Here is a 16691-nt window from a genome sequence, read left to right as displayed (position 1 = left end):
CTGTCGGACCCCTCTGAGACACTGGGGGCGCCATGACTGACACAGCCACCGCCCCGACCGCGCCCCTGCGAGCCCGCGCCGAGATCGACCTGGCGGCCCTGCGGGCCAACGTGCGGGCCCTGCGCGCGCACGCGCCGGGGGCCGCCCTCATGGCCGTCGTGAAGTCCGACGCGTACGGCCACGGAGCCGTGCCGTGCGCCCGCGCGGCCGTCGCGGCGGGCGCCGACTGGCTGGGCACCGCCACGCCCGAGGAGGCCCTCGCCCTGCGCGCGGCCGGGCTGTCCGGGCGCATGCTGTGCTGGCTGTGGACCCCGGGCGGGCCCTGGCGGGAGGCGATCGAGGCCGGCATCGACGTGTCGGTGAGCGGGATGTGGGCCCTGGAGGAGGTCGTCGGGGCCGCCCGCGCGGCCGGCGTGCCCGCGCGCGTGCAGCTCAAGGCCGACACCGGGCTCGGGCGCAACGGCTGCCAGCCCGGTGACGACTGGGCCGGCCTGGTCGCCGCGGCCCTGCGAGCGGAGTCCGAGGGGCTGCTGCGGGTCACCGGCCTGTGGTCCCACTTCGCGTGCGCCGACGAACCCGGCCACCCCTCCATCCAGGCCCAGCTCACCCGCTTCCGGGAGATGCTCGCGTACGCCGAGGGACAGGGCGTGCGCCCCGAGGTCCGGCACATCGCCAACTCGCCGGCCACGCTCACCCTCCCCGAGTCCCACTTCGACCTCGTCCGCACGGGCATCGCCCTCTACGGCGTCTCGCCGAGCCCCGAGATCGGCACCCCGGCCGACTTCGGGCTGCGCCCGGTGATGACGCTGTCGGCGTCCGTCGCGCTGGTGAAGCACGTTCCGGGGGGTCACGGCGTCAGTTACGGGCATCACTACGTCACCCCGGGCGAGACCACCCTCGGCCTCGTGCCCGTCGGGTACGCCGACGGCATCCCGCGGCACGCCTCCGGCACCGGCCCGGTCCTGGTCGGCGGCAAGTGGCGGACCGTGGCGGGCCGGGTCGCGATGGACCAGTTCGTCGTCGACCTCGGGGGCGACGAACCCGAGGCCGGCGCCGAGGCGGTGCTCTTCGGCCCCGGCGACCGCGGCGAGCCGACCGCCGAGGACTGGGCGCAGGCGGCCGGCACCATCGCGTACGAGATCGTCACACGCATCGGAACGCGCGTCCCCCGCGTCTATGTGAACGGGGAACAAGACGAACAGGTCGGGGCGGAAGCGGGGTAACCGCACGGGATGCGTCCCGCACAGGCCCGTTACACCAGCAGTCCTTCCGGCAACACCTGCATCACCCGACCCAGCGAAGATCAGTCCGGCGAAGAGGAGCGGTACGTGAGCGAGAGCAGTGCGGAGGCCGCCCTGGCCGTCGCCTCCGCCACGGGGGCGGCCGGGAGCTGGCGCCGGGCGACCGGTATCGCCGGCGCCGCGATAGGCGTGGTCGCCGCCGGGGCCGCGGCCGGCGTGGCCATCGAGCGGCTCACCGTGGGCCGGGGGATGCGGAGGAAGGCGCGGCTCGCGCTCGACTCGGCGGGACCGTACGGCGCGCTGCGCGGCACGCCCGGCAAGGCGTACGCCGACGACGGCACCGAGCTGTACTACGAAGTCGACGACGTCGACCCGGACGCGGTGCCCGCGCTCGGCCCGCGCCGGCGGCGCCTGTTCGGCCGCAAGGCGCCCGCTCCCGTCACCGTCGTCTTCAGCCACGGCTACTGCCTCAGCCAGGACTCCTGGCACTTCCAGCGCGCGGCCCTGCGGGGCGTGGTGCGCACGGTGCACTGGGACCAGCGCAGCCACGGGCGCTCCGGGCGGGGCGTGCGGCAGGTGCAGGACGGGGTGCCGGTCGACATCGAGCAGCTGGGGCGGGACCTGAAGGCCGTCATCGACGCGGCCGTGCCCAGCGGGCCGATCGTGCTGGTCGGGCACTCCATGGGCGGGATGACCGTGATGGCGCTCGCCGACCAGTTCCCCGAGCTGATCCGGGACCGGGTGGTGGCGGTAGCGCTGGTGGGCACGTCGTCCGGGCGGCTCGGCGAGGTCAACTTCGGGCTGCCGGTGGCCGGTGTCAACGCGGTGCGGCGGGTGCTGCCGGGGGTGCTGAAGGCGCTGGGGCAGCGGGCCGAGCTGGTGGAGAAGGGGCGCCGGGCGACCGCGGACCTGTTCGCCGGGATCATCAAGCGGTACTCGTTCGCCTCCCGGGACGTCGACCCGGCGATCGTGCGGTTCGCCGAGCGGATGATCGAGGGCACGCCGATCGACGTGGTCGCCGAGTACTACCCGGCGTTCGACGACCACGACAAGACCGAGGCGCTCGCCCACTTCGCCGACAAGCCGGTCCTGGTGCTGGCCGGCGTGCAGGACATGGTCACCCCCAGTGAGCACAGCGAGGCCATCGCCGACCTGCTGCCGGAGGCCGAACTGGTGCTCGTGCCGGACGCCGGGCACCTGGTCATGCTGGAGCACCCGGAAGTGGTCACCGACCGGCTCGCCGACCTGCTCACCCGGGCGGGTGCCGTACCCGCAGGGGCTACCGTGGGTGGCTATGGAAGCACCAGCAGCACCGCGCAACCCGGCTGAGACCGAGCTGACCGTCACCTCCCCCGAGCAGATGCGGGAGCTGGGCCGCAGGCTGGCCAAGCTGCTGCGCGCCGGTGACCTGGTGATGCTGACCGGCGAGCTGGGCGCGGGCAAGACGACGCTGACGCGCGGGCTCGGCGAGGGGCTGGGCGTGCGCGGGGCGGTCACCTCGCCGACGTTCGTGATCGCCCGCGTGCACCCGTCGCTCGGCGACGGGCCGCCGCTGGTGCACGTCGACGCCTACCGGCTGGGCGGCGGGCTCGACGAGATGGAGGACCTCGACCTCGACGTGTCGCTGCCGGACTCGGTGGTCGTCGTGGAGTGGGGCGAGGGCAAGGTCGAGGAGCTGACCGAGGACCGGCTGCACCTGCTGATCCACCGCGCGGTGGGGGACACCGCGGACGAGGTGCGGCACGTGACGGTCACCGGGGTGGGCGGGCGCTGGACGAGCGCCGACCTCGGCGCGCTGACGGCGTGAACGTGCCGACATCGCGTCGGCAAGACGTTGCGTTCGGGGCCTTGTCCGTGGTCACATGGTATCCAGTCAGTGGTTAGGTCTACCTAACCACGTCCGCCCCCGGCTTTCAGGAGGCGTCCATGTCGGCCACGGAACGACCGGCCACGGAACGGGACGAGGCGTCGCCGCGCGTGGTGTCCGCGGTGCCCATGCGCGAGCTGCTGGCGTCCTGCGCCGCCGCCAACGCCATCTCCACGCCCCCGCGCGTACCGGATCCCGGACTCACCGAGCGCCCCGAGGCCGCCTGAGCGGACCGGGGTCCGCAGCTAGCGGATCACCACGACCTTCTGGCCGATCGTCGCGAACTCCCACATCGCGTCCGCGTCCTCGCGGGACTCGCGGATGCCGCCCGTGCGGGCGGTCGGGTCCGGCGTCGCCTTCGGGCCGCCCACCGCCGTACTGAAGCCGACCGCGACGCCGTCCACGCTGGTGAAGCGGACGACGTGCGCGATGGGGGTGCCGTCGGAGCCGGTGACGGCGTTCGAGCGGGAGGTGACCGCGTAGGCGCCCGGTGCCGGGTCCAGCGAGCCCGGGCTGACCTCGAAGGTGCGGCGCACCCGGTTGCCGGCGTCGACCAGCCACACGCGGTCGTCGTCCACCGAGTACACGACGCGTTCACCCGTTCCGGAGCCGCCGGGCAGCGCGGTGGGGTTCCGCGTGTCGCGGGGCGCCTTGACGGCGGCGGCCGCGGGGGAGGCGCTCGCGTGCGCCGTGCCGAGGCCGGCCGGGACGCTCGCGGAGGCCTGGTAGGCGAGGAAGCCGACCGCCGCGAGGGCCGCCGTGGTGAGCCCGCACACGAACCCGGAGCTGCCGTTCGCCACCGTCGTCCACCTGACCCATCACGTCGTACGACCCACGTCCCGGCGACCGTAGCAGCCCCCAGGCACCCGCCCCGACCGACCGAGCGCGCGCCACGGTTCGTGTCGGACGCCCCCACCCGCTCCCGGCTTGTCCGAAGGCGTGGGAGCCCCGGCCGCGTCGCCGAGCCGCCCACCTGGTTCCACCCCACGCCCGACCGTGCGCGCACCGCAGCTCGTGTCGGATGCCCCCCGGCCCGCTCCCCACTGCCCACAGGCGTGGGGGCTCCGGCCGCGTTGCCGAGCCGTCCACCTGGTTTCTCCTCACGCTCGACCGTGTGCGCGCCGCAGCTCATGTCGGACGTCCCCCGGCCTGCTCCGGCCGCGTTGCCGAGCCGTCCACCTGGTTTCTCCTCACGCTCGACCGTGTGCGCGCCGCGGCTTGTGTCGGATGCCCCCCGGCCTGCTCCGGCCGCGTTGCCGAGCCGTCCACCTGGTTTCTCCTCGCGCTCGACCGTGTGCGCGCCGCGGCTTGTGTTGGATGCCCCGTCCGCTCCCGGCTGTCCGAAGGCGTGGGAGCCCTGCCGCGTCGTCGAGCCGTCCGCGTGGTTTCGCCCGTGCTCGGACGCGCTCGTGCGGCGTCCCCGGTGAGGGTGCTTCGGCACCTCGCGATCGTCCGGCACGGTCCCCCGCGCCGTAGGCTGTTCGCGTGCTCTTGCTCGCTCTGGATACCGCCACCCCCGCCGTGACCGTCGCCCTGCACGACGGGACGGACGTCGTCGCCTCGTCGAGTCAGGTGGACGCGCGCCGGCACGGGGAGCTGCTGCTGCCGGCCGTCGACCGTGTGCTCGCCGAGGCGGGGCTCGGCCTCGACGCCGTCACCGGCATCGCCGTCGGCGTCGGCCCCGGCCCCTACACCGGCCTGCGCGTCGGCCTGATGACCGCCGACACCTTCGGGCTCGCCCTCGGCGTCCCCGTGTACGGCGTGTGCACGCTCGACGCCCTCGCCTACGCGGCCGACATCGACCGGGGCCCGTTCGTCGTGGCCACCGACGCCCGGCGCAAGGAGGTCTACTGGGCGACGTACGCCGACTCCCGCACCCGGCTGACCGACCCCGCGGTCGACCGCCCCGCCGACATCGCCGAGCGCGTCCAGGGGCTGCCGGCCGTCGGCGCGGGCGCGCTGCTGTACCCCGCCACCTTCCCGGCCGCGCACGAGCCGGAGCACGTGTCGGCGGCGGCGCTGGCGAGCCTGGCCGCCGAGCGGCTCGCGGCGGGCGAGGAGCTGCCCGCGCCCCGGCCGCTGTACCTGCGCCGCCCGGACGCCCAGGTCCCCAGGAACTACAAGGTGGTCACCCCCAAGTGACGGCGCCGCTGACCCCTCGACTGCGCGAGATGCGCTGGTGGGACATCGATCCCGTACTGGAGCTGGAGAAGGACCTCTTCCCCGAGGACGCCTGGTCCCGGGGCATGTTCTGGTCCGAGCTGGCCCACGCGCGGGGGCCCGAGGCGACCCGGCGCTACGTCGTCGCCGAGACCGCCGCGGACCCGGCGCGGATCGTCGGATACGCCGGCCTCGCCTCCTCCGGCGACCTCGCCGACATCCAGACCATCGCCGTCGCCCGCGACCACCAGGGCACCGGCCTCGGCGCCCGCCTGCTGACCGAGCTCCTGCGCGCGGCCACCGCCTTCGAGTGCGCCGAGGTGATGCTGGAGTGCCGCATCGACAACATCCGCGCCCAGAAGCTGTACGAGCGCTTCGGCTTCGAGGCCATCGGGTTCCGGCGCGGCTACTACCAGCCGGGCAACGTGGACGCCCTGGTGATGCGCCTGACCGACCCCTCCACTTCCGTACAAGGAACCGAGATCCATGGCTGACGAACCCCTCGTCCTCGGCATCGAGACCTCCTGCGACGAGACCGGCGTCGGCATCGTGCGCGGCACCACCCTGCTGGCCGACGCCGTGGCCTCCAGCGTCGACGAGCACGCCCGCTTCGGCGGGGTCGTCCCGGAGGTGGCGAGCCGCGCCCACCTGGAGGCGATGGTCCCGACCATCGAGCGCGCGCTGAAGGAGGCCGGGGTGAGCGCCCGCGACCTCGACGGCATCGCGGTGACGGCCGGGCCCGGCCTCGCCGGCGCCCTGCTGGTCGGCGTCTCGGCGGCCAAGGCGTACGCCTACGCGCTCGGCAAGCCCCTCTACGGCGTCAACCACCTCGCCTCGCACATCTGCGTCGACCAGCTGGAGCACGGCGCCCTGCCCGAGCCCACGATGGCGCTGCTGGTCTCCGGCGGGCACTCCTCCCTGCTGCTGTCGACGGACATCACCTCCGACGTACGGCCCCTCGGCGCGACCATCGACGACGCGGCCGGCGAGGCCTTCGACAAGATCGCCCGCGTGCTGAACCTCGGCTTCCCGGGCGGCCCGGTCATCGACCGGTACGCGCGCGAGGGCGACCCCGAGGCGATCGCCTTCCCGCGCGGCCTGACCGGCCCGCGCGACCCGGCGTACGACTTCTCCTTCTCCGGGCTGAAGACGGCCGTGGCGCGCTGGATCGAGGCCAGGCGGGCGGCCGGCGAGGAGGTCCCGGTCCGCGACGTGGCGGCCTCCTTCCAGGAGGCGGTCGTGGACGTGCTCACCCGCAAGGCCGTACGGGCCTGCAAGGACGAGGGCGTCGGCCACCTGATGATCGGCGGCGGGGTCGCCGCCAACTCCCGGCTGCGCGCGCTGGCCCAGAGCCGCTGCGAGGCGGCCGGCATCCGGCTGCGGGTGCCCCGGCCCAAGCTGTGCACCGACAACGGCGCGATGGTGGCGGCGCTCGGCGCGGAGATGGTGGCCCGCAACCGCGCGCCCTCCGGCTGGGACCTGTCCGCGGACTCCTCCCTGCCGGTGACCGACCCGCACGTGCCCGGCCACGACCACGTGCACGAGGTGAGCAAGGAGAACCTGTACTCGTGACCGTCGCCCTGATGTGGGAGGCGCGGGCGGCCGAGGACCGCGGCGCGGACCTGCTCGCCTGGGCCCGCAAGCAGGCGCTTCCCGTACGGCCGTTGCGCCGCGAGACCTTCCGCGCCCCGCAGGACCGCGTCCTCGTCGTCACCTGGTGGGACGCGCCCTACGACGCCGAGCTGCCCGAACTGCCGGAGCCTCCGGGGGAGTTGGTCATGCGGGCGGTGCACCGATGGCGGTTCGAGTCGGTGGGCCCGGACTGAGGGCGGAGTACCACAGCCGCGACGGGTGCCCGCCGCGCGGGTCGCGCCACAGCCGCCGGCCCCGGCGGCGTTCCCAGCGCGCGGCCAGCGCCGCCTTGCCGAGCCAGTCCAGGGCCAGGACCAGGGGGACCATGACGGCGCCGGTGTCGTCGAGGAAGTACGCGAGCAGGCCCGTGAACAGCAGCAGGGGCACGAGGCGCGGGCCGGGCCGGCTGCGGCGCGGCGGCGGGTGGCCGTCACCCAGGTGCCTGGCCGCCTCGAACTCCCGCGCCACGCCGACCCCTCGGATCCGGGAGGCCCGCACCAGCACGGTCAGCGCGAGGAACGCGAGCAGGAAGACGGCCGCCCCCGCGACCGTCCCGGCCCGGATCGCCGAGGCCTCGCCCGTGCCCGCCCCGGCCACGGCCCCGGCGGCGGCACCGGCCAGCACCGCCGCCACGGCCCACAGTTCGTGATGCACGTACCTGACCATCGCGCCCCCGCTCCGCGCGGCGCGGGTCACTCCGCGCCCGACACCTCCGTCTCGCAGCGCAGCCGCCGGTCGGTGCCGAGCACCCGCACCGGCCCGGTGAGGTGCAGCCGGGCCGTGTGCCGTACGTCCGCGCTGGACGCGGCCAACCGTAGTTCCAGCGCGCCCGGCTCCACCACCCGGGCCCCCGAACGGTCGGTGAAGGCCGAGAGGTCGGCGTGGAAGCGGAAGGTGACCCGCGCGGACTCGCCCGGCTCCAGCTCCAGGCGCCGGTAGCCGATCAGCCGGACGTCCGGGCGGGTGACGCTGGCCACCGGGTCGTGCAGATACAGCTGGACGACCTCCGCGCCCGCCCGGTCGCCGGTGTTGCGGACGGTCACCGGCAGGTCGTAGGAGCCGTCGGTGCCGATCTGCGCGCCGGTGGCGTCCGAGGTCCAGGTGAACGTCGTGTACGAGCGGCCGTGCCCGAAGGCGTACAGCGGGGTCGGGTCGAGGTTGCTGACGTCGCCCGCGAGGCCGAGCGGCGGCTGGAGGTAGGTCCAGGGCTGGCCGCCCGGCACGCGCGGGACGCTCACCGGCAGCCGGCCCGAGGGGTTCACGCGGCCCGACAGCACTCCCGCCACCGCCGGACCGCCCTCCTCCCCGGGGAAGAACGCCTGCACGACCGCGCCCAGCCGGCCGTGCCAGCGGCCCAGCGCGTACGGGCGGCCGGTGAGCAGGACCAGCACCACGGGCACGCCGGTGTTGACCAGCGCGTCCAGCAGATCGCCCTGCACGCCCGGCAATTGGAGGTCGGTGACGTCGCAGCCCTCGCCGGAGGTGCCCCGCCCGAACAGGCCCGCCCGGTCGCCCAGCACGGCCACGCACACGTCCGCCTCCGCGGCGCGGGCCACCGCCTCCTCGAAGCCGGCGGTGTCCGGGTCGGAGACCCCGCAGCCCTCGGCGAACGTGACCTTGGCGTCGGGCAGTTCGGTGCGCAACGCCTCCAGCACGGTCGGGATGTCGATGCCCATCGGCACCTCGGGGTGGCGGGGCAGCACGTGCGAGGGGAAGGAGTAGCAGCCCAGCATGGCGAGGGCGTCGGCGGCGCGCGGGCCGACGACCGCGATCCGGGTGTCGGGGGCGAGCGGGAGCAGACCGTCCGGGTTGTCCAGCAGGACCACCGACTCCTCGGCGAGCCGGCGGGCGACGGCCCGGTTGGCGGGGGAGTCGAGGTCGAGCCGCTCGGCGGGCTCCGGGCTCCAGCCCTCGTCCAGCAGGCCCAGTTCGCACTTCTGCAGCAGCACCCGGCGGGCCGCCCGGTCGACCAGCGACTCGGACACCTCGCCCGCCCGGACCGCGTCCAGCAGCGGCTTGCCGTAGCAGTTCAGCGTCGGCAGCTCCACGTCGATGCCGGCCTGGAGGGCCGCGTGCGCCGCCTCGGCGCGGGAGCCCGCGACTCGGTGCAGGTTCTCCAGGAAGGCGATGCCGAAGTAGTCGGCGACCACCGTGCCGGTGAACCCCCACTGGCCGCGCAGGAGTTCGGTCAGCAGGCCGGGGTCGGCGGAGGCCGGGATGCCGTCGGTGTCGGTGTAGGCGGCCATCACCGAGCGGGCGCCGCCCTCGCGCAGCGCCATCTCGAAGGGCGGCAGGGTGATGTCCGCGAACTCCCGCACGCCCGCCCGCACGGGCGCGAGGTTGCGGGCGCCGGCCGAGGAGGCGTACCCGGCGAAGTGCTTGAGGGTGGCGACCACCCCGGCCGACTCCAGGCCCCGCACGTACGCGGTGCCGATCGTGCCGACCAGGTACGGGTCCTCGCCGATGGTCTCCTCGACCCGGCCCCAGCGCGGATCGCGGACGACGTCCAGGACCGGGGCGAGTCCCTGGTGGACGCCGGCCGCGTGCAGGTCGCGGCCGATGGCCCGGGCCATCTCCTCGACCAGCGGCGGGTCGAAGCTCGCCCCCCAGGCCAGGGGGACCGGATAGGCGGTGGCGCCCCAGGCCGTGAAGCCGGCCAGGCACTCCTCGTGGGCGACGGCCGGGATGCCGAACCGGCCGGCCTCGGTGATACGGCGCTGGGCGCGCGCCAGTGCCTGCGCGCCCAGCGCCGGGTCCACCGGGGCGGTGCCGTAGGAGCGGGTGAGCTGGCCGAGGCCGTGCGGGATCAGCTCGTCCCAGTCGTGGCCGGCGGTCATCTCGGACTGCAGGGGGGCGACTCCGTCGCCGTCCGTGGCGGCGCCCACCCACACGCCGTAGAGCTGGGCGGTCTTCTCTTCCAGGGTCATCCGGGAGAGGAGGTCGTCGACGCGGGCGGCGGCGGGCAGGGCGGGGTCACGCCAGGGAGCGGTGGTCATGAAACTCCTGCTCTTGTCGAGTCGGGACGAGCCCTCTCACGGTATGGATCGCGAATGTTTCGTTGTTTACCTCGAATGTTCCGGGAACCTAAGCCGGAGAGAGGGGTTCGTCAAGAGGGGGTGCAGGGATACGATCGCCGCCATGACACCCCCGGAGCCCGTGGAAACCCGGGCGACAGCCACGACGACAGGCCGGTCCGCCCAGACCGCGACCCTCGCCGAGATCGCCCGTGAGGCCGGCGTGTCCGCGCCGACTGTTTCGAAGGTCCTCAACGGCCGCGCGGACGTGGCCCCCGCCACCCGCAGCCGCGTGGAGGAGCTGCTGCGCGCGCACGGCTACCGGCGCCGCCGGGCCGAGGCAAGCCGCTCGCCGCTGATCGACCTGGTCTTCCACGAACTGGAGAGCGCCTGGGCGATGGAGGTCATCCGGGGCGTGGAGGACGTCGCCCGGGACGCCGGCCTCAGCGTCGTGCTCAGCGAGAGCGCCGGACGGCTGACCCCGGGGCGGACCTGGGCCGACCAGGTCGCCGCCCGCCGCCCGCACGGCGTCATCCTCGTCCTGTCCGGCCTCGACGAGTCCCAGCGCGCCCTGCTGACCAGCCGCTCCATCCCGTTCGTGGTGATGGACCCGGCGGGCGACCCGGGCGTCGACGTGCCCTCCATCGGCGCCACCAACTGGCAGGGCGGGCTCGCCGCCACCCGGCACCTCGTCGAGCTCGGCCACACCCGCATCGGCGCCATCACCGGGCCCTCGCGGATGATGTGCAGCCGGGCCCGCGTCGACGGCTACCGGGCCGCCCTGGAGACCGCCGGGCTGCCCGTCGACCCGGACCTGATCGTCACCGGCGACTTCCACCACGAGGCCGGCTACCGGCAGGGCCTGCACCTGCTGCGCCGCCCGGACCGGCCCACCGCCGTCTTCGCCCTCAACGACCTTCAGGCGCTCGGCCTGTACGAGGCGGCGCGCGAGCTCGGGCTGCGCATCCCGGAGGACCTCAGCGTGGTCGGCTTCGACGATCTGCCGGTCGCCCGCTGGGTGGGGCCGCCGCTGACGACCGTACGGCAGCCGCTGATGGAGATGGCCGAGGCCGCCGCCAAGCTGGTGCTGGAGCTCGGGCGCGCCGAGGAGGGGCCCACGGCGACCAGGGTCGAGCTGGCGACGAGTCTGGTGGTGCGGGCCAGTACCGGGGCGCCTGTGGCCGGAAGGTGACGTATTGACGGGTGAGGGGGCCGCCCCCACACTCCTCCGAAGCCAATCGGTTGCACAACCGAAACTTTCGGAGGCACCCGCAATGAGATCTCTGAGAACCGGCTTGTCCCTGGCCTCGCTCCTGACCGGCCTCGCGCTGCTGCTGTCGGCGCCGGCCGCGCACGCCGTCGACACGCCCCTGCGCGATCTCGCCGCCGCGAAGGGCAAGGTCATCGGCACGGCGGTCACCGGCTCCAAGCTCACCGGCACCTACGGCGACATCGCCGGGGCGCAGTTCGACTCGCTCACCCCCGGCAACGCCATGAAGTGGGGCACGGTCGAGCCGACCCGGGGCGGCTTCGACTGGAGCGAGGCCGACCAGATCGTGGCCTTCGCGCAGGCCCACGACCAGCAGGTGCGCGGCCACACCCTGGTCTGGCACAACCAGCTGCCGAACTGGCTGACGAGCGGCACCTGGACCGCGGCCCAGCTCAGCAGCCTCCTGCAGAACCACATCACCACCGAGGTCGGCCGCTACAAGGGCGAGATCACCGCCTGGGACGTCGTCAACGAGCCCTTCAACGAGGACGGCACCTACCGCTCCGACCTCTGGTACGACAACCTTGGCGCCGACTACATCGCCAACGCCCTGACCTGGGCGCACGCCGCCGACCCGGCCGCCAAGCTGTACATCAACGACTACAACGTGGAGGGCGTCAACGCCAAGAGCACCGCCCTGTACAACCTGGTCAAGGACCTCAGGAGCCGGGGCGTGCCGATCGACGGGGTCGGCCTCCAGGCCCACCTCGTCCTCGGCCAGGTCCCGTCCACCCTCCAGCAGAACATCCAGCGCTTCGCCGACCTCGGCGTCGACGTGGCGATCACCGAGCTGGACGTGCGCATGGCGCTCCCGTCGGACAGCACCAAGCTCGCCCAGCAGGCCGCCGACTACAAGGCGGTCGTCTCCGCCTGCGTGGCCGTCACCCGCTGCGCCGGCGTCACCGTGTGGGGCTTCGCCGACTCCGACTCCTGGGTGCCGAGCACGTTCCCGGGGTACGGGGCGGCGACGCCGTACGACGAGAACTACGCGCCGAAACCGGCCTACTACGCCATCGCGCAGGCGTTCGGCGGCACCCAGTCGACGCAGGGCTGCACGGCGACGTACAGCGTGGCGAACCAGTGGAACACCGGGTTCACGGGCAACGTGACCATCGCCTGCTCGGGGACCGCGCTGTCGTCGTGGAAGGCGAGCTGGACGTTCGGCGCGGGCCAGCAGATCAGCCAGGCCTGGAACGCCACGTGCAGTCAGTCCGGTACGGCGGTGACGTGCACGAACGCCTCGTACAACGGGACGGTGCCGGCCGGCGGTTCGGTGAGCTTCGGGTTCAACGGGACGTGGAGCGGCAGCAATCCGGTGCCGACGGTGACGCTGAGCTGACGGCGTCCGCCGGGGGTCGCCCCGTCGTGAGAAGCGTGAGATTTTCCGAAGAAAACCGCCTCACGGCTCTCCTCCTAACAATCCCCTAATAATTCACACTTACGTTCCTGTCCGTGACGGGACACGAGGAGAAGGACGACGCGGGCAGACCCAGGGGCCGGCGGCGCTCGCGCGCGCTGAAGGTCGTCGGCCTCACCCTGGCGGGCACGCTCGTCCTGGGCGTCGCGGCGGCGGGCTGGGCGTACTGGCACCTGAACAACAACATCAAGAGCGTCGACATCGACGCGGCGCTCGGCGACGACCGCCCGGCCAAGACGGTCTCCACACCGAGCCCGACGGCCTCCGCGTCCGCCTCCGCCGACCCGCTGCCCACCAGTGCGATGAACATCCTGGTCCTCGGCTCGGACTCGCGCAGCGGCAAGGAGAACAAGGCGCTCGGCGGGGGCAGCAGTTCGGGTGCCCGCTCCGACACGGCGATGGTCGTGCACGTCGACGCGGGCCGCCGGCACGCCACCGTGGTCAGCATCCCGCGCGACACCCTCGTCACCCGCCCGTCCTGCCCGCTGTCGTCCGGGGGTTCCACGGCGGTGGCGTACAACTCGATGTTCAACAGCGCCTATTCCATCGGCGGTCCGGTGTGCGCGGTGAAGACGGTCGAGTCCCTCACCGGCATCCGCATGGACCACTACATCGAGATCGACTTCTCCGGATTCGCGAAGCTGGTCGACGCGCTCGGCGGGGTCACCGTCACCACCGACCAGGACATCGACGACGACGACAGCCACCTGCACCTGGCGGCCGGCACCCACCACCTCGACGGCAAGCAGGCCCTCGCCCTGGCCCGCACCCGGCACGGCATAGGCGACGGCAGCGACCTGGGCCGCATCGGTCTGCAGCAGAAGCTGGTCAAGGCCCTGCTCACCCAGATCTCCCACACCGACCTGCTCACCGACCCCGCCCGGCTCTACACGGTCGCGAACGCGGTCACCAACAGCCTCACCACCGACACGGGCCTCGACTCCCTGGCGAAGCTCGTGCGGCTGGGCCGCAGCCTGGAGGGCCTGACGGCCGACAACGTGAAAACGGTCATGATGCCGGTCGTCCCGGCCCCGTCCGACCCGAACCGGGTGGTGACGAAGGAACCGGCGGCGAGCGAACTGTGGGAGTCGCTGGGCTGAGCACCCGTGCGCGCCGCGGCCCGCTCAGAACCCACCCAGTCCCGGAGCCGACGGCCCCTTGATGCCGGGGTGCTCGCGCGAAGGGGGCTCGGGCGGCGGCAGGAGGTTCGCGGGCGGCTCGGCCAGAGGGGCGAAGAGCGGGCGGCGCCCCTTCAGCGGCGAGACGCTCTTCTGCGCGTCGGGGTGCTCGACGGTACTGACCTTCTCGATCGCTTCCGAGACCCGCGTCACGCAGCGCTGCAGCCGCTGCTCGTTGATGCCCCTGACGGCCTCTCCGACGACGCTGGTGACGTCGTTCGCCAGCGTGAGGGGTGACGGGCCCATCAGATACTGGCCCACCTTGACGGCGGCCTCGAACTCCGAGCCGCGCGCGGCCTCCGAGAGCCCCTTGCGTGCCCACGCCTCGGCGTCGGCGCCTCGCAGGGAGACGTACGAGGCGATCTCGAACCCCAGAGTGACGGCCTTCTCGACGGGAGAGACCTCGCCTTCGTCCGGTCCGGGTACTCCGCACAGGGCCCTCTGGAGCGCGTCGTCACGGAAGTGGTGCGCCCGCAACTCCTTCATCAGCTGCTCGGCCGCGTCGAGCAGGTCGCCACGGGCGTTGCGATACGCGATCCGGTCCGCCTCGGTGGGAGGCGGCCGGTCGGTCGATTGCTTGTCGAACCGCAAGGCGTAGGCCATGCGGTTCTCCTGGAACGCCTCGTTCCTGGCCACCAAGGTGAGGTCGACGAGAGCCGCGACGACTGCGGCGACCTTGGACGGCATGACCTCGGCCGTGTTCCGCGCGCTGCGGGCCGCTTCGAGGGAACGCCTCAGCCGGTCGTTCCGCTCGTTCAGCCTGGACTGCAGGTCCATCGGCTCCGTGATGCGACGCTCCAGGTGCCGGTCCTTTGTCTCCCCGTGGCCGGGGTGATCCCGCTCGGCGTCGGACCCGCCCGGCTTGTCGATGCTCATCGCCACGCTCCCTTCGTGCGATGACAGGTCCTGTGAACGTACTGAAGAGGAAGTGTGGCCGCACAGGGCGCGTGCGGGGTGGTGGACGTGCGCCGCCGCGGCCGGCGCGCCCCCTGGTGAGCCTGGAGTGGCGGCACGTGAGAAAAAATCCTCGGGGAAATCCGATGAGGTTGTCGATTCGGTGGGGTCTCGATCGACGCACAGGTGAGAGGCCGGAAGAGCCGGCCCGAACGAACCGATCGAGGAGTCACCATGCCCCGCTATCTCTCCCTCGTCCGTCTCGACGAGAACAACACCCCCGCCGGCGGCCCCAGCCCCGAGCTGATGCAGCGCATGGGCGAGCTGATCGAGGAGATCACCAAGGCCGGCGTCATGCTGGACACCGCCGGGCTCACCCCGTCCGCGCAGGGGACCCGGGTGCACTGGGACGGCCGGCAGGTCACGGTCACCGACGGGCCGTTCACCGAGGCCAAGGAGGTCGTCGGCGGCTACGCGATCATGCAGTGCAAGGACAAGGCGGAGGCCCTGGAGTGGGCCTCCCGGTTCCTGAAGGTGCACGGCGAGGAGTGGCAGGTCACCTGCGAGGTGCGGGAGATCGAGGAGGGCTGAGCCCCCCCTTTCCCGAGCCGCCACCGCTTGGCCGCGGGCCCCTGACGGTGTCGAATGGAGGGCTGTGAGCACACAGCCCTCCATCGAGGCCGATTCCCGCCACGCCGTCGACACCGTCTTCCGCATCGAGTCGCCCCGCATCATCGCCGCCGTCACCCGCATCGTCCGCGACGTCGGCATCGCCGAGGAGCTCGCGCAGGACGCGCTGGTCGCCGCCCTGGAGCAGTGGCCCCGCGACGGCGTGCCCGGCAACCCGGGCGCCTGGCTCATGGCCACCGCCCGCCACCGCGCCGTCGACCTGATCCGGCGGCGGGAGAACTACGCCCGCAAGCTCGCGGAGATCGGCCGCAGCCTGGAGACCGCCGCTCCGCCCGAGGAGCCCGCCGACCCCGACGACATCGACGACGACCTGCTCCGGCTCGTCTTCACCGCCTGTCACCCGGTGCTGTCCGCCGAGGCCCGCACCGCCCTCACCCTGCGGCTGCTGGGCGGGCTGACCACACCCGAGATCGCCCGCGCCTTCCTCACCCCCGAGGCCACCGTCGCCCAGCGCATCGTCCGCGCCAAGCGGACGCTCGCGAAACGGAACGTCGCCTTCGAGGTCCCCTACGGCCCGGACCGCGAGGCCCGGCTCGGCTCCGTCCTCGACGTCATCTACCTGATCTTCAACGAGGGGTACGCCGCCACGGCCGGCGACGACTGGCTGCGCCCCGCGCTGTGCGAGGACGCGCTGCGGCTGGCCCGGGTGCTCGGCTCCCTGATGCCCAAGGAGCCCGAGGTGCACGGCCTGATCTCGCTGCTGGAGTTCCAGGCCTCCCGCGCCGCCGCCCGCACCGGCCCGCACGGCGAGCCCGTGCTGCTGCGGGACCAGAACCGCCGCCGCTGGAACCGCATGCTCATCGCCCGCGGCATCGCCGCACTGCACCGCGCCGAGGCCACCGCCACCGGCGCCCCCGGCCCGTACGCCCTGCAGGCCGCCATCGCCGCCTGCCACGCGCACGCGTACACCTACGAGGAGACCGACTGGGCGAGCATCGCCACCCTGTACGGGCTGCTCGCCGCCCGCGCCCCCTCCCCGGTCGTCGAGCTCAACCGCGCGGTCGCCGTGTCGATGACGGAGGGACCGGGCCCCGCGCTGGAGATCGTCGACGCCCTCGCCGCCGAACCCGCCCTGCGCGACTACCACTTGCTGCCCAGCGTCCGCGGCGACCTGCTCGCCCGGCTCGGCCGTACGGCCCAGGCGCGCGAGGAGTTCGTCAGGGCGGCCGGGCTCGCCCGCAACGAGCGGGAGCGGGAGCTGCTCCTGGGCCGGGCGCGGGAGTGCGGCGCGTAACCCGGAGGTGGCCCACTGTTCACCCGTAACTCCGTTCTCCCCGCGTCTCGTTGGCCACTACAGTGACCCAGCCCCTGTGCGGGGCCTGTGCAGA

Annotated in this window: 17 protein-coding genes; 13 read left to right on the top strand and 4 right to left on the bottom strand. The window is 73.5% G+C overall.

All coding sequences use genetic code 11. The features are described from left to right. Positions 1–32 precede the first annotated feature (32 nt). From alr to ACYF6T_RS06615, 4 genes are all read left to right on the top strand, one after another. A complete protein-coding gene (gene alr, locus ACYF6T_RS06630) occupies positions 33–1223 on the top strand; it encodes an alanine racemase (RefSeq protein ID WP_461694160.1) in 1191 nt (396 codons plus the stop codon). Positions 1224–1328: 105 nt separating this feature from the next. Beyond that, positions 1329–2570: an alpha/beta fold hydrolase gene (locus ACYF6T_RS06625; RefSeq protein WP_461694159.1), complete on the top strand. Its 1242-nt coding sequence runs from the start codon at positions 1329–1331 to the stop codon at positions 2568–2570. Beyond that, a complete protein-coding gene (gene tsaE, locus ACYF6T_RS06620) occupies positions 2536–3048 on the top strand; it encodes a tRNA (adenosine(37)-N6)-threonylcarbamoyltransferase complex ATPase subunit type 1 TsaE (RefSeq protein ID WP_461694157.1) in 513 nt (170 codons plus the stop codon). The genes ACYF6T_RS06625 and tsaE overlap by 35 nt, the downstream gene beginning before the upstream one ends. Before the next feature lie 119 nt (positions 3049–3167). Next, positions 3168–3335: a hypothetical protein gene (locus tag ACYF6T_RS06615; RefSeq protein ID WP_461694155.1), complete on the top strand. Its 168-nt coding sequence runs from the start codon at positions 3168–3170 to the stop codon at positions 3333–3335. Positions 3336–3353: 18 nt separating this feature from the next. Here ACYF6T_RS06615 and ACYF6T_RS06610 read toward each other — a convergent pair whose 3' ends face one another. Further along, positions 3354–3908: a hypothetical protein gene (locus tag ACYF6T_RS06610; RefSeq protein WP_461694154.1), complete on the bottom strand. Its 555-nt coding sequence runs from the start codon at positions 3906–3908 to the stop codon at positions 3354–3356. Between the two features lie 685 nt (positions 3909–4593). On the opposite strand from ACYF6T_RS06610, the gene tsaB reads away from it, so the two are divergent. The 4 genes from tsaB to ACYF6T_RS06590 are packed head-to-tail and all read left to right on the top strand — an operon-like array spanning position 4594 to position 7094. Continuing rightward, on the top strand, positions 4594–5250 hold the full coding sequence (tsaB, locus tag ACYF6T_RS06605; protein WP_461694153.1) for a tRNA (adenosine(37)-N6)-threonylcarbamoyltransferase complex dimerization subunit type 1 TsaB: 657 nt from the start codon (positions 4594–4596) through the stop codon (positions 5248–5250). Then, complete coding sequence (gene rimI, locus ACYF6T_RS06600) at positions 5247–5762, top strand: ribosomal protein S18-alanine N-acetyltransferase (RefSeq protein ID WP_461694152.1); 516 nt, start codon at positions 5247–5249, stop codon at positions 5760–5762. Before tsaB ends, rimI begins: the two co-directional genes overlap by 4 nt. Beyond that, complete coding sequence (gene tsaD, locus ACYF6T_RS06595; protein WP_461694151.1) at positions 5755–6840, top strand: tRNA (adenosine(37)-N6)-threonylcarbamoyltransferase complex transferase subunit TsaD; 1086 nt, start codon at positions 5755–5757, stop codon at positions 6838–6840. Before rimI ends, tsaD begins: the two co-directional genes overlap by 8 nt. Further along, a complete protein-coding gene (locus ACYF6T_RS06590) occupies positions 6837–7094 on the top strand; it encodes a hypothetical protein (RefSeq protein WP_461694150.1) in 258 nt (85 codons plus the stop codon). Before tsaD ends, ACYF6T_RS06590 begins: the two co-directional genes overlap by 4 nt. Here ACYF6T_RS06590 and ACYF6T_RS06585 read toward each other — a convergent pair. Both ACYF6T_RS06585 and ACYF6T_RS06580 read right to left on the bottom strand, forming a co-directional pair. Then, on the bottom strand, positions 7045–7554 hold the full coding sequence (locus ACYF6T_RS06585; protein WP_461694149.1) for a hypothetical protein: 510 nt from the start codon (positions 7552–7554) through the stop codon (positions 7045–7047). The genes ACYF6T_RS06590 and ACYF6T_RS06585 overlap by 50 nt on opposite strands. 38 nt (positions 7555–7592) lie before the next feature. Beyond that, positions 7593–9896, bottom strand: coding sequence for a beta-xylosidase/alpha-l-arabinosidase (locus ACYF6T_RS06580; RefSeq protein ID WP_461694147.1), 2304 nt, complete (start codon positions 9894–9896; stop codon positions 7593–7595). 142 nt (positions 9897–10038) lie between these two features. Here ACYF6T_RS06580 and ACYF6T_RS06575 point away from each other — a divergent pair, with 142 nt between their 5' ends. The 3 genes from ACYF6T_RS06575 (at position 10039) to ACYF6T_RS06565 (ending at position 13701) form a co-directional block, all read left to right on the top strand. Beyond that, positions 10039–11106 (top strand): LacI family DNA-binding transcriptional regulator, encoded by a 1068-nt coding sequence (locus ACYF6T_RS06575; RefSeq protein ID WP_461694145.1) that lies wholly within the window; start codon positions 10039–10041, stop codon positions 11104–11106. An 82-nt stretch (positions 11107–11188) separates the two neighbouring features. Beyond that, complete coding sequence (locus ACYF6T_RS06570; RefSeq protein ID WP_461694144.1) at positions 11189–12523, top strand: endo-1,4-beta-xylanase; 1335 nt, start codon at positions 11189–11191, stop codon at positions 12521–12523. A 113-nt stretch (positions 12524–12636) separates the two neighbouring features. Then, on the top strand, positions 12637–13701 hold the full coding sequence (locus tag ACYF6T_RS06565) for an LCP family protein (RefSeq protein WP_461694143.1): 1065 nt from the start codon (positions 12637–12639) through the stop codon (positions 13699–13701). Between the two features lie 24 nt (positions 13702–13725). On the opposite strand, the gene ACYF6T_RS06560 is transcribed toward ACYF6T_RS06565, so the two are convergent. Then, complete coding sequence (locus tag ACYF6T_RS06560) at positions 13726–14655, bottom strand: hypothetical protein (protein WP_461694142.1); 930 nt, start codon at positions 14653–14655, stop codon at positions 13726–13728. A 252-nt stretch (positions 14656–14907) separates the two neighbouring features. Between ACYF6T_RS06560 and ACYF6T_RS06555 the strand changes: the two genes are divergently transcribed. Beyond that, positions 14908–15264 carry a YciI family protein gene (locus tag ACYF6T_RS06555; RefSeq protein ID WP_461694141.1) on the top strand — a complete coding sequence of 119 codons (357 nt, stop codon included), beginning with the start codon at positions 14908–14910 and terminating at the stop codon, positions 15262–15264. 64 nt (positions 15265–15328) lie between these two features. Further along, positions 15329–16597: an RNA polymerase sigma factor gene (locus ACYF6T_RS06550; RefSeq protein WP_461694139.1), complete on the top strand. Its 1269-nt coding sequence runs from the start codon at positions 15329–15331 to the stop codon at positions 16595–16597. Positions 16598–16691: the final 94 nt, after the last annotated feature.

The sequence above is a fragment of the Streptomyces sp. 7R007 genome, assembly GCF_054850255.1.
This window is presented reverse-complemented; position numbering and strand designations above follow the sequence as displayed.